This is a genomic window from Sphingobium sp. AP50 (assembly GCF_900109095.1).
In the GTDB taxonomy this organism is placed as follows: domain Bacteria; phylum Pseudomonadota; class Alphaproteobacteria; order Sphingomonadales; family Sphingomonadaceae; genus Sphingobium.
The window spans coordinates 142168-154561 of record NZ_FNYZ01000016.1; the positions used below are offsets into that span (position 1 = coordinate 142168).

Annotated in this window: 11 protein-coding genes; 8 read left to right on the top strand and 3 right to left on the bottom strand. The window is 63.3% G+C overall.

Annotation, left to right across the window (positions count from 1 at the left end):
- Positions 1 to 16 precede the first annotated feature (16 nt).
- Genes BMY84_RS21665 through BMY84_RS21675 form a run of 3 tightly spaced genes read right to left on the bottom strand, consistent with a single transcriptional unit; the run spans position 17 to position 2552 of the window.
- Positions 17 to 805 (bottom strand): GDSL-type esterase/lipase family protein, encoded by a 789-nt coding sequence (locus BMY84_RS21665; protein WP_093086507.1) that lies wholly within the window; start codon positions 803 to 805, stop codon positions 17 to 19.
- Complete coding sequence (locus BMY84_RS21670; RefSeq protein ID WP_093086508.1) at positions 802 to 1770, bottom strand: alpha/beta hydrolase; 969 nt, start codon at positions 1768 to 1770, stop codon at positions 802 to 804. Before BMY84_RS21670 ends, BMY84_RS21665 begins: the two co-directional genes overlap by 4 nt.
- Positions 1767 to 2552 carry an IclR family transcriptional regulator gene (locus BMY84_RS21675; RefSeq protein WP_093086510.1) on the bottom strand — a complete coding sequence of 262 codons (786 nt, stop codon included), beginning with the start codon at positions 2550 to 2552 and terminating at the stop codon, positions 1767 to 1769. The genes BMY84_RS21670 and BMY84_RS21675 overlap by 4 nt, the downstream gene beginning before the upstream one ends.
- A 245-nt stretch (positions 2553 to 2797) precedes the next feature.
- Here BMY84_RS21675 and BMY84_RS21680 point away from each other — a divergent pair, with 245 nt between their 5' ends.
- The 8 genes from BMY84_RS21680 to BMY84_RS21715 form a co-directional block, all read left to right on the top strand.
- Positions 2798 to 5563 (top strand): TonB-dependent receptor, encoded by a 2766-nt coding sequence (locus tag BMY84_RS21680; RefSeq protein ID WP_093086512.1) that lies wholly within the window; start codon positions 2798 to 2800, stop codon positions 5561 to 5563.
- Between the two features lie 99 nt (positions 5564 to 5662).
- Positions 5663 to 6895, top strand: coding sequence for an L-fucose:H+ symporter permease (gene fucP / locus BMY84_RS21685; protein ID WP_256215352.1), 1233 nt, complete (start codon positions 5663 to 5665; stop codon positions 6893 to 6895).
- A complete protein-coding gene (locus tag BMY84_RS21690) occupies positions 6892 to 8157 on the top strand; it encodes an aldo/keto reductase (protein ID WP_177204118.1) in 1266 nt (421 codons plus the stop codon). Before fucP ends, BMY84_RS21690 begins: the two co-directional genes overlap by 4 nt.
- The gene (locus tag BMY84_RS21695; RefSeq protein ID WP_093086513.1) at positions 8154 to 9356 is read left to right on the top strand and encodes a UxaA family hydrolase; all 1203 of its coding nucleotides are present in this window, start codon (positions 8154 to 8156) and stop codon (positions 9354 to 9356) included. Before BMY84_RS21690 ends, BMY84_RS21695 begins: the two co-directional genes overlap by 4 nt.
- Complete coding sequence (locus BMY84_RS21700) at positions 9329 to 10084, top strand: SDR family oxidoreductase (RefSeq protein WP_093086515.1); 756 nt, start codon at positions 9329 to 9331, stop codon at positions 10082 to 10084. The genes BMY84_RS21695 and BMY84_RS21700 overlap by 28 nt, the downstream gene beginning before the upstream one ends.
- Positions 10084 to 10428, top strand: a complete 345-nt coding sequence (locus BMY84_RS21705; protein WP_093086516.1) for an L-rhamnose mutarotase — start codon at positions 10084 to 10086, stop codon at positions 10426 to 10428. Before BMY84_RS21700 ends, BMY84_RS21705 begins: the two co-directional genes overlap by 1 nt.
- Before the next feature lie 11 nt (positions 10429 to 10439).
- On the top strand, positions 10440 to 12047 hold the full coding sequence (locus BMY84_RS21710) for a DUF5597 domain-containing protein (protein WP_093086518.1): 1608 nt from the start codon (positions 10440 to 10442) through the stop codon (positions 12045 to 12047).
- A 114-nt stretch (positions 12048 to 12161) separates the two neighbouring features.
- Positions 12162 to 12394, top strand: a 233-nt coding sequence (locus BMY84_RS21715; protein WP_143075127.1) for a transposase, incomplete at its 3' end; no start/stop codon positions are given.

Genomic DNA, 12394 nt, shown 5'->3' on the forward strand with positions numbered 1-12394 from the left:
CTTATCTCTCCCTTTTTCATTTCTGTCGCAGCGCCCGGTCGATCGCCTGCTGCGCGATCGGCGCCATCACGGCATAGCCATTGTCGAGCGGATGCACGCCGTCCTGCGTATAGGCGGCGGTCATCAGGCCGTTCGGGTCGACCATCGCGCTATGATAGTCCGCGAACACATGGCCATGCTGCGCACAATAGGCGCGCAGCCACTGGTTGAGTGCGACCAGTTCGGCAGGCTTGCGTTCCGCAACGACATCTTTTGCCGCGTCGGTGTAGTTGTTGACCGGCAGGATCGATCCGAACACGACCCTGATATGATGAGCGGTGGCGATGTCGGCCATCGCTTCCCAATTGGCCTCGATTTGATCGGGTGTTTCCTGTTGCAGGAAGCCCTGCACGTCATTGATGCCGGACAGGATCACCACGACCTTGGGCTTCAGCGCCACCACATCCTGATGGAAGCGCAGCAGCATCTGCGCCGTCACCTGACTGCCGATGCCGCGATTGACATAGGGCTTGCCGGGGAAGCTGGCGGCCAGATTCCAGCGATCGGTGATGGAATCGCCCAGAAAGACTACGCGCTGCTCGCCAGGTTTCGGCGCGGGCAGGGCAGCATTGGCGGGGGCATAGAGATAACGTTCGCCGAAATCCTGCATCAGGCTGGGCACCAGCTTGGCACGGAAGGGGCCAAGCCATGGCCCCCAATCCTTCTCTGCCACAGTACGCCGTTCGGGCGAGCTTTGATAGTCGCCGGCCACGGCCTGCGCCGCACCTGCCGTCAGCAGAAACAGGACAGGCAGCATATATTTCATGCCGGGATCAGCCCGTGCTTTGCAGCGAAAGTCGCGAACAGGTCTGGCCATGCGGCGGCCTGCATCGTGCGGGGTAGGCGCGTACCGAAGCCATGGCCGCCATCCTCGAAGATGTGCAGCGCGACCGGATGCTTGGCCGCTTCCATCGCCTGAAACAGCGCAATGCTGTTGGCGGGCGGGACCAGCCCGTCGTCGCTCGCATGGACGAGGAAGACGGGGGGCGTGGCGGCATCGACCCGCAGTTCGACCGACCGGTTGCGGCGCGCCTGTGCATCGGCGCTTTCGCCCAGCAGCATGTCGCGCGACCCGCCATGGGTGAAGGGGGCGTCCAGACTGACCACAGGATAGATCAGGGCCGCCAGATCGGGCCGGGCCGTTTCGCGATCGGCGGCGTCGACGGGATCATAGACCGGCTCGCCATGGCGCGTCGCGAGCGATCCGGCCAGATGGCCGCCAGCGGAAAAGCCGAGTACGCCGATCCGGTCTTTTGCGACACCGAGCGAGACAGCTCTTGCGCGTATCAGGCGCATGGCGCGCTGGGCATCCTGAAGCGGGACATCCTCCCGCCGCTTCCAGCCTTCGCCGGGCAGGCGATAGAGCAGGATGAAGGCGGTGATGCCGCGCGCATTGAGCCATGCGGCCTGACGGGTGCCTTCATTGTCATAGGACAGGAAGCCATAGCCGCCGCCAGGCACCACCAGCATCGCCGCGCCATTGGGGCGGGCAGGGCGACGCACGACCAGAATGGGACGGTCGATGCCGGTCACAAAGCGATCGGGCTTGGACGGGTCTTTGGATTGATCGGCTATCTTGCGGACGATGCGCGCGTTGGTGCCGCCGGGCGGGGTGCCGGGCCACAGATCGATAATCTCGTCGGCGGCCATGATCTGCGCGCTGGCAAGGCTGGGCAGGGCGGCCAGTCCGGCAGCGGCGATCAGCGCGGCGCGGCGGTCGATGGCGGTCATTGTCCATTCTCCATGGGGCGCGGGGGGATCGCCATGAATGGCGACATGGCGGTGCCGATTGATGCGGCGGCGCTGCGCAACATGCTGTTGCAATCGTCCATGCTCACCCGGTTGGCCGCGCCATCGACAAAGGGCATGGTCAGCGCCGCGCGGGCGACATCGCCGACCAGGATCGGCGCGGACAGATCGGTAATGCCGGTCAGCATCGGGCTGGGCGAAACGGCGCCGCCCGTCGCCACGGCCGCATCCAGTCTGGCAATCAGTTCGGCTTCATCGAAGGGAGCGCCGGTTGCGCGGATATCCTCCAGCATGGCGGCCCGTACATCGGGCGACTGGAAGGCGAGGAGGATGCGACCCGAATTGGATCGGTAAAGCGGCCGACGATAGCCGACGCGCACGGCGAAGCCCGACAGGCCCGGCGCTTCGATCGCGATGATGACGACCATTTCCGCGCCGGATACGACACCCAGATGGCAACTCTGGCCGGCCTTGCGCGCCAGATCCTGCATCACCGGCAGGGCGGTGGATGCCAGGTCGCGAATGGGGGGCTGGCTCATGCCCAGCGCGAAGAGGCGGTTGGTCAGGCGATAGCCCTCTTCTGCCCGGGCGATATAGCCATGCTCTTCCAGCACTTGCAGCATGCGGAATATTTCACTGACAGACCGGCCAAGGGCGATGGATATGTCAGACATGATAAGCGGCTCACTCGCGGCGGCGAGAAGCTCCAATATTTCCAGGCCCTTCGTCAGCGCCGGGGCTTGATAGCGCGTCTTCCCGGTCATTTTCCTCCCCCGAATTTATGGGCCCTTGGCTGTCGCAATCGACTGCATGGACAGCGCTTCCTAAGCGTAATCCACATGTGAAATCAATTTTTATATTTCATAATCGAAAATGTGGGAGTAATAGGACCGCGTCTTGGTACCGCTCCCAAACGCGGCTCAGGACATGAAAGGGAAATATTTCGGCCAGTTTGCGGCCGCGAATCGATTGAGCGCTCCGATCGGGAGCCAGGGAGAGGAAGGGTTTCATGACCAAGATGATTTACACGCCGCGTCGCGCCGTGCTGCTGGCCGGCATTTCGATCGCCAGCCTGACGCTGGGCGTCAGCGCCCATGCGCAGGATGCGACCTCCCCTGATCAGGCCACGGCCGCAGTCGAAGATGGCGACATCGTCGTCACCGGCGTCCGCGCCAGCCTGTCCAGCGCGCAGTCGATCAAGCGCAACAGCGACGTGATCGTCGACTCCATCGTCGCGGAAGACATCGGCAAGCTGCCCGACCGCAACGTCGCCGAAGCCCTGCAACGCATCACCGGCATCCAGATTCAGCGCAGCTTTGGCGAAGGCTCCTCCGTCGCCATTCGCGGCCTCAGCCAGGTCCGTACCGAAATCAACGGCCGCGACGTCTTCACCGCCAATGGCGGCCGCAATCTGAGCCTGGAGGATGTGCCCTCCGAACTGCTCGCCGGCGTGGACGTGTATAAGAACCCGTCGGCCGACCTGATCGAAGGCGGCATTGGCGGCCTGATCAACCTGCGCACCCGCAAGCCGTTCGACTTTGACGGGTTCAAGGCATCGGCCAGCGTGTCGAACAACTATTATGACCTGTATGGCAAGTCGCAGCCGCAGGCGAACCTGCTGCTGTCGGATCGCTGGAACACGGGCATCGGTGAAATCGGCGTCATGGTCGACGTCGGCTATCAGAAGACCTCCTTCCGTCAGGACCAGGTTTCGAGCCAGCCCTTCTATCTGCTCGATCCCAGCGATGAAGCGGACGCCGCCGTTCTCAGCGGCCTTGGTCGCACCGGCCAGACGACCTATCTCGCGCATGGCGTGGGCATCGGTCAGTATCTGGGCGATCGCCGCCGCTTGGGCATCGACGCCGCCGTTCAGTGGCGGCCCAGCGACACGCTGGAACTGACTGCGGAATATGTCCGTTCGGATTATAAGTTCCGTTACGGTGACTACAGCTTCTTCGCCTATACCGGCGACAATGACATCACCCCCGATTATTCGGCGCCCTTCACCTATGACGAAGACGGCAATTTCCGCAGCGGTACCTTCGTCAATGTGCCGATCAATTCGAACACCAGCCTGGAAACGCGCCATTCGGTGACGAGTGATTATTCGTTCAACGCCAAGTGGAAGCCGACCGATCGCCTGTCCTTCACGGGCGACTTCCAGTATATCAAGGGTGTTACCGACGGCCAGCGCTCGATCGTGATCCTCTCCTCCACGGCCGAGCGTCTGTATCAGGAAGTCGGCAATGGCGTGCCGACGATGATCATCACGCCTGACAATGATGCCAGCAACGGCAATGGTCTGGTTACCGACCCTGCCAATTATGCATCGGGTGCAGGCTATCTCGACCATATCGAACATTCGGTCGGCACCGAATATGCCGGTCGTCTGGACGCGGAATATAAGTTCGACGACAGCTTCCTGCGGTCGATCAAGGTGGGCGCGCGCTACACGGATCGTTCGGCCGTCACCGACAGCAGCACCTACGCCTATTATGGCCTGAGCACGCTGCCAGCGAGCCTGCTGGAAGTGCATAGCTTCAGTGACCTGTATCGCGGCGCTGCGAATGTGCCTGCTGGCGCGGTCTTCTTCGATCGCGGCACAGTGCTGGATTATGATGCGACCCGTGCGGCGCTGGCGCCCTATACCGCCAATTCCGCTGCCCTGCTGCAAGGCGTGGGCTATCAGCCCAGCGATCGCAACACGCAGAGCGAAAAGACCTATACCGCCTATGCGCTGGCCAAGTTCGGGTCCGACGGTTTCGTCGTGCCGTTCGAAGGCAATATCGGCGTTCGCGTGGTGAAGACGAAGGTCGGCACTTCGGGCTTCCAGGGCTATTCGGAAGAGATCACTGACGACAATGGCCTGCCAACCAATGGTCCGATCAATTATCAGGCGATCAGTGTCAATTCGAGCTATACCAAGGCGCTGCCCAGCCTGAACCTGAACTTCCACCTGACCGACCGGCTGCAATTGCGTCTGGCGGCATCAGAAGCACTCAGCCGTCCGGACTTCACCCAGCTCAATCCGAACATCATCATCTATGAGCTGAACCCGACCGGTGCGCAGCGTACCGCTTCGTCGGGCAACCCCTATCTGAAGCCGCTGACGGCCAAGCAGCTTGATGCCAGCCTGGAATATTATTTCTCGCGCACATCGTCGGTCTATGCGGCGGCCTTCTACAAGAAGGTTGACGGCTTCATCGCCAATGTGACCACGCCGGAAACCTATACCTTCGGCGATAATAGCTACACCTATCAGGTGTCGCGTCCGGTGAATGGCGACAATGGCAAGATCAAGGGCTTCGAAGTCGGCGGCAACACCTTCTTCGACTTCCTGCCGGGTCTGTGGTCGGGCTTTGGCGTGCAGGCCAACTTCACTTATGTCGACAGCAAGGCACCCAGCCCCGGCGCGACGGACAATGAAGGCAACCAGTTGTTCGTGCCGCTGGAGCAGCTGTCCAAATACAGCTACAACCTGATCGGTTTCTACGACAAGGGTCCGTTATCGGCGCGTGTCGCCTATAACTGGCGTAGCAAATATGTCGTAACCACCAGCGGCAATGGCAGCGGCAACCTGCCGATCTTCAACGCGGCCCGTGGCCAGGTGGATGCATCGCTGACCTATACCGTCAACGATCATTTCGGCCTGACCGTGGATGGCGTGAACCTGACCAATACCGAGAACAAGACCTATTATGGCATTGCCAGCCGTCCGCAGTCTTCGGTGGTCAACGACCGTCGCGTCAGCATTACCGCTCGCATCACCTATTGATGCATGGTGCGGGCGTTCATAGCGTCCCTCCCCTGGCAGACCGGACCCATAAAGGGCCGGTCTGCCTTCTTGGGTAGAAGAGAGGAGAGCCTGATGCACATGCCTGGAGCCAGCGTCGAACGGAGCGACCACGAACGGAGCAGCCGCGCGGCGATGGTCCTGACTACGGGGCTGTTTTTCCTGTGGGGCATGGCGAATAATCTGAATGACGTGCTGATCGCGCATTTTCGGCACGTCTTTTCCCTGACGGATTTTCAGTCGGGGCTGGTCCAGTCGGCCTTTTATCTGGGCTATTTCTGCTTCGCCATTCCCGCCGCCCTGGTGGCGGAACGGCTGGGTTACAAGGCGACGGTGATCCTGGGCCTGCTGCTGTTCGGCGGCGGTGCCTTGCTGTTTCTGCCGGCCTCAAGCCAGCTCAGCTATGGCTTCTTTCTTTTTGCGCTGTTCGTGATTGCCAGTGGCCTCGCCTTTCTGGAGACGGCAGCCAATCCGATGGTCGCGGTGATGGGCGCGGCGGACAGGTCCGCGCAGCGGCTCAATCTGGCGCAGGCCTTCAACCCGCTGGGGTCGATCGCAGGCGTGGCGCTGGGCGCGACGCTGATCCTGTCCGACGCGCCACAGCAAGGCGCGGCCGGGGCGGCGGCGGTACGCTTGCCCTATCTTGCCATCGCGATCGTCGTGCTGGGCTGGGCGGCGGCGCTGGCCTTCACCCGTTTCCCGCGCGCCGCCACGCAGGGCGAGCCCCATGGCGGCCCGGCGCTGGCGGGCTATGGCGCGCTGCTGCGTCGACCCCGCTATCTGGCCGGGGTGGTCGCGCAATTTTTCTATGTCGGTGCGCAGGTCGGCATCTGGAGCTATCTGATCCGCTATGCCGAACAGGTGATGCCGGGCATCGGCGCGCAGAAGGCGGCCTGGCTGCTGACCCTGTCGCTGGCGCTGTTCATGGTCGGCCGTTTCGTTGGCGCCGCGCTGCTGGCGAAGGTCGAGGGCGCGCGGCTGATGGCTTTGTTTGCCGGGATCAATATCGCCCTGTCTCTGCTGGCGGTCGCTGGCGGGCTTGTCGGCCTTGTGGCGCTGGTCGCCACCAGCTTCTTCATGTCGATCATGTACCCCACCATCTTCGCGTTGTCGTTGCGTGACCTTGGCCCGCTGACCAAGGCGGGGGCATCGATGATCGTCATGGCCATTATCGGCGGCGCCGTGCTGACCATGGCGATGGGCCTGCTGTCCGACATCAGCGGCACGATCCGCATGGCGATGCTGGTGCCCGCTTTCTGTTTCGCCGTCGTCGCCCTCCATGCCCGCACCGCGTGCCGGGAAGGAACCGCATGATCCCCTTTCCGACCCTTGGCATGGGCACCGCGCCCATCGGCAATCTCTATCGCGTGGTGAGTGATACGGAGGCGCGCGCCACGCTGGACGCCGCCTGGGACGTGGGCATTCGCTATTATGACAGCGCGCCGCATTATGGCTTTGGCCTCGCCGAACGGCGGCTCGGCGCGATGCTGGCGGAGCGTGATCCGGCGGGCGAGGCTGTGGTGTCGACCAAGGTCGGGCGCCTGCTGGTGCCCACCGATGCGCAGGGCGAACGGCATGGCTTTGTCGATGCCGATCCGTTCGAGCCGGTGTTCGACTATGGCTATGATGCGATATTGCACGCTTTCGACGGCAGCCGGGCGCGGCTGGGGCGGGACCGGATCGACCTGTTGCTGGCGCATGATCTGGGTCGGGTGACGCATGGCGAGGCGCATGCCGATCATCTGCGCGCCTTTCTGAACGGCGGCTACCGGGCGATGCGCGATTTGCGCGATGCGGGGGCGGTCGGCGCGATCGGCATCGGCGTGAATGAAGTCGCGATCTGCGACGAACTGCTCGACCATGTGGAACTGGACATGATCCTGCTCGCCGGCCGCTACACGTTGCTGGACCGCAGCGCGGAACGGCTGCTGGCGCGTTGCGCGGAATTGGGCGTGCGGGTGATCGTCGGCGGCCCCTATAATAGCGGCATATTGGCCCGCGACCTCAAAGGCCCGCTGCATTTCGACTATGCCGTACCCAGCGCGGAGATATTGGGCAAGGCGCAGCGCCTGTCCGACACCTGCGGCCAATATGATGTCCCGCTGCCTGTCGCGGCACTGCAATTCCCGTTGCGCCATCCGGCGGTCGTCAGCGTCATCCCCGGTCTGGTCGGTGCCGATCAGGTGGCGGACACGATGGCGCGGATGGCCGTCCCGCTGCCCGATGCGCTCTGGCCCGCGCTCGACGCTTCCTTGAAAGAAAATGCGATGCTTCAGGATGATGCGCGGCTGATCCTGCTGCATCCCAATGACAATGTCCTCATCTGCGTCCGCGCGATTGAGGCTGGCGATATCCTGCCATCTTCGGGGGGCACTATCCCGGCGCGCGAAGGGATCGCTATCGGGCACAAGGTCGCCCGCACGGCGCTGTGCGCCGGGGACAAGATCATCAAATATGGCGCGCCGATCGGATCGATGACCGCCGACGCCGCTACCGGCGAATGGGTCCATATGCACAATATGAAGAGCGACTATATCAGCAGCCACACCCGCACAGCACTGGAGCAGGGGGCATGATCCGCGCCTGGCAGAGACAGGATGGGCGCAAGGGCATCCGCAATGTCGTGGCGGTCGCCTATCTGGTGGAATGCGCCCATCATGTCGCGCGGCGGATCGTGGACAAGGCGGATGATCCCGATGTCCAGTTGATCGGCTTTCCCGGCTGCTATCCCAACGCCTATGCGGCCAAGGTGATGGAGGCGATCGCCACCCATCCCAATGTCGGCGGGCTGGTGATCGTGTCGCTGGGCTGCGAGAGCTTCAACCGCGAGCGCCTGCTGGCGATGACGCGGGCGAGCGGGCGGCCGGCCGAACTGCTGGTGATCCAGGAGGTGGGTGGCACGGCGGCGACGATCGCGGCGGGGCTGGAGGCGGTGGCGCGCGTGCGCGCCGCCATCGCCGATGTGCCGCGCGTCGACATGGGTGTCGAGGAACTGGTCGTCGGCACCATCTGCGGCGGGTCGGACGGAACCAGCGGCATCACCGCCAATCCGGCGGTGGGGCGCGCGTTCGACCGGCTGGTCGCGGACGGCGCGGCCTGCATTTTCGAGGAGACAGGCGAACTGGTCGGCTGCGAAACGATCATGGCCGATCGCGCCCGCACGCCCGAACTGGCGGTCGCGATCGAGGAGTGCGTGCAGAAGGCGGAGCGCTATTACACCATCATGGGCTTTGGCAGCTTCGCGCCGGGCAATGCGGAAGGCGGGCTGACGACGCAGGAGGAAAAGTCGATGGGGGCTTATTCCAAATCCGGCTCCTCGACCATCGACGGCATATTGAAGCCGGGCGATGTGCCACCGACGGGTGGCCTCTATCTGCTGGATGTCGTGCCCGATGGCGAGCCGCGCTTCGGCTTCCCCAACATCTCCGACAATGCCGAGATCGTCGAACTGATCGCGTGCGGCGCGCATCTGACGTTGTTCACCACCGGGCGCGGATCGGTGGTGGGATCGGCCATTTCGCCAGTCATCAAGATCTGCGCCAATCCCGACACCGGCCGCCGTCTGGCCGCCGACATGGACGTCAATGCCGGCCGCATCCTGGAAGGCGAAGCGACGCTGGAACAGGTCGGCACGGAGATATACGACAAGGTGCTCGCCATCGCGGCGGGGACACGCAGCATTTCAGAATCCCTTGGCCATCAGGAGTTTATTTTGACCTACAAGGCTTTCGATCCCATCGGCCCCGAATGTCTCCCGACGAGTGTCCGCGCATGAGCGGCCGTCTGGAAGGCAAAGTCGCGCTGATCACGGCGGCGGCGCGCGGCATCGGCCGGGCAAGCGCACAGCGTTTCGTGGCGGAGGGCGCGCGGGTGATCGCGACCGACCGGGATTTCGATGCGCTGGAAGGTTTGGACGGCTGCGAATTGCGTGCGCTCGACGCGACCGATGGCGCAGCGGTGCGGGCGTTGGCGGCGGAAGTCGGCCCGGTCGACATTCTCGCCAATATCGCGGGCGTGGTGCATGCCGGTACTATCCTGGAATGCAGCCAAGAGGATTGGGATTTCGCCCTCTCGCTCAACATGACCGCCATGTATCACACGATCCGCGCCTTCCTGCCCGCCATGGTGGAAAAGGGCGCCGGGTCGATCGTCAACATGTCCTCGATCGCCAGTTCGGTGAAGGGCATCCCCAATCGCTTCGCCTATGGCGCGAGCAAGGCGGGCGTCATCGGCCTGACCAAGGCGGTGGCCGCCGATTTCGTGGGGCAGGGGGTGCGCTGCAACTGCATCTGCCCCGGCACGATCGACACGCCCTCGCTGCAACAGCGCCTGCATGACACCGGCGATTATGAAGCGGCGCAGGCCGCCTTCGTCGCGCGTCAGCCCATGGGTCGGCTCGGCCGGGCGGAGGAGATTGCCAATCTCGTCCTCTATCTCGCCAGTGACGAGGCTGCCTTCACTACCGGCGCGGTCCATGTGATCGACGGCGGCTGGGTCAATTGATGCGGCATGTCCTGCTGATCGATCTGGCCGACGATGCGGAGGCCATCGCCCATTATGAGGCGTGGCACGCATCGGGGGTGCTGCCACCGGCGATCGGCGCCAGTATCCGCAACGCCGATGTGACGGCGATGGATATCTATCGCAGCGGCAATCGCCTCGTCATGCTGATGGAAACCGGCCCCGCTTTCGATCCTGCGGTCAAGGCGGCGGCGGATGCGGCCGATCCGGCAGTACAAGCCTGGGAAGCGCAGATGGACGGTGTCCAGCGCCCGCTGCCCTGGGCCGTGCCCGGCGCCAAATGGACCGAAGCGACCCGCATCTTCTCCCTCGACGAACAGCCCTGAAAGGCCCTTTCATGACCCTTGCCCGGCTTCTGCTCGCCGCCACTCTTCTGACCGCCACGCCCGTTCTGGCGCAAAGTGACGTTCCGCATATCCAAACCAAGGCTGGCCGCCATGCCCTGATCGTGGACGGCGCGCCCTTCCTGATGCTGGGCGGACAGGTCAACAACAGCAGCAACTATGCCGCGCCGCTGGAAAAGGTCTGGGTAACGCTCGACCGGATCGGCGCCAACACGGTCGAAGTGCCGATCGCCTGGGAGCAACTGGAGCCGAAGGAGGGGACGTTCGACTATAGCTTCGTCCAGACCCTGCTCGAAGAAGCGCGCAAGCATGACAAGCGCATCGTGCTGCTGTGGTTCGGTGCGTGGAAGAATACGGGGCTGGCCTATACGCCCGACTGGGTGAAGCTCGACAATCGCCGCTTCCCGCGCATGAAGACCAAGGATGGCAAGGATCATGGCGTCCTGTCTCCCCATGGCGCGGCGACGCTGGAGGCGGACAAGCGCGCCTTCCTGAAGCTGATGACCTATATCCGCGATCATGATGCCCAGAATACGGTCATCATGGTGCAGCCGGAAAATGAGGTTGGCAGCTACAAGAACCCGCGCGACTATGCCCCGGCCGCGCAAAAGCTGTTCGACGGGCAGGTGCCCGCCACGCTGACCAAGGCGTTGAAGAAGCCGGGCGAGACATGGGCCGGCGTCTTTGGCGATCAGGCCGACCGCGCCTTCAACACATGGTATACCGCCCGCTATATCGAAGCGCTGGCGGCAGAGGGCAAGGCGATCAAGCCGCTGCCCATGTATGTGAACGCATCGCTGGGCGATCCCTTTGCCAAGCCCGATCCGATGGCGCTGTCCAGCGGCGGGCCGCAGGGCGATGTCATCGATATCTGGAAGGCGGCGGCCCCCTCCATCGATATCGCCGCGCCTGACATTTACGATCGCGCCAGCCGCAATGTGTTCAAGCATCTCGATCTCTACACACGGCCGGACAATGCGCTGATGGTGCCGGAAATCGGCAATGCGCGCGAATATGCCCGCTATTTCTGGGCGACGCTGGGGCGCGGGGCGATCGGCTTCTCGCCCTTCGGCATGGATGACACCGATTATTTCAACTATCCGCTGGGCGCCAAAAGCTTCGACGATGCGACGCTCCATGCCTTCGGCCAGAAATATCGCATCCTGGCTGCCGCCCCCTGGGCGAAGATCGCCTTCGACCATCCGGTCTGGGGCGCGGCCAAGCCCGATGACGGCACCCCGCTCAGCACGACGATGGGCGACTGGACGATCACCGCCAGCTTTGGTCAGTGGCAGTTCGGCCAGCGCGAATGGTTCCCCAAGGCGGACCTGCCCGCCTGGGCGACCGAGCCGACCGGCGGCATGGTGGTGGCGCAACTGTCCGCCAATGAATTCCTCTTCACCGGCGACCATGTCCGCGTGGACTTCGCCCCGAAGGAAGGCAGCGCGCCGGGCGGCATGATCGTCAAGGTGGAGGAAGGCCATTTCGACAAGGGCCAATGGGTGATGGACCGCATCTGGAATGGCGACCAGACCGATTACGGCCTGAACCTGATCGACAAGCCGGTCTGGATCAAGGTGACGATGGGTCGCTATCGGTGAATAGTGTCTGATGCTGCGGCGGATGTCCTCCGACATTGCGCCACTTAACATTGAGGTGGTGCCGGTTTTCTGGGCAGGATGCTAAGCTAATCCCGACGTGAGGAACGGACGGGAATGAAGACGACGAGAAAGCGGTATTTTGCAGACTTCAAGGCGAAGGTAGCGCTGGAGGCGATCCGTGGGGATCTGACGCTGGCGGAATTGGCAGCCAAGCATGGCGTGCATCATATGATGATCGCGGCGTGGAAGCGTCAGGCCATTGACGGGATGGCAAGCACGTTCTCCGGAGCCGGCGATGCGGTCAAGGCTGCCAGCGAGAGCGAGGTAGAGAAGTTGCACGCCAAGAT

Bases quoted from the DNA above. Each gene is read 5' to 3' on its own strand.
- BMY84_RS21665 (WP_093086507.1), bottom strand. From the start codon at position 805: ATGAAATATATGCTGCCTGTCCTGTTTCTGCTGACGGCAGGTGCGGCG.
- BMY84_RS21670 (WP_093086508.1), bottom strand. From the start codon at position 1,770: ATGACCGCCATCGACCGCCGCGCCGCGCTGATCGCCGCTGCCGGACTG.
- BMY84_RS21675 (WP_093086510.1), bottom strand. From the start codon at position 2,552: ATGACCGGGAAGACGCGCTATCAAGCCCCGGCGCTGACGAAGGGCCTG.
- BMY84_RS21680 (WP_093086512.1), top strand. From the start codon at position 2,798: ATGACCAAGATGATTTACACGCCGCGTCGCGCCGTGCTGCTGGCCGGC.
- fucP (WP_256215352.1), top strand. From the start codon at position 5,663: ATGCCTGGAGCCAGCGTCGAACGGAGCGACCACGAACGGAGCAGCCGC.
- BMY84_RS21690 (WP_177204118.1), top strand. From the start codon at position 6,892: ATGATCCCCTTTCCGACCCTTGGCATGGGCACCGCGCCCATCGGCAAT.
- BMY84_RS21695 (WP_093086513.1), top strand. From the start codon at position 8,154: ATGATCCGCGCCTGGCAGAGACAGGATGGGCGCAAGGGCATCCGCAAT.
- BMY84_RS21700 (WP_093086515.1), top strand. From the start codon at position 9,329: ATGTCTCCCGACGAGTGTCCGCGCATGAGCGGCCGTCTGGAAGGCAAA.
- BMY84_RS21705 (WP_093086516.1), top strand. From the start codon at position 10,084: ATGCGGCATGTCCTGCTGATCGATCTGGCCGACGATGCGGAGGCCATC.
- BMY84_RS21710 (WP_093086518.1), top strand. From the start codon at position 10,440: ATGACCCTTGCCCGGCTTCTGCTCGCCGCCACTCTTCTGACCGCCACG.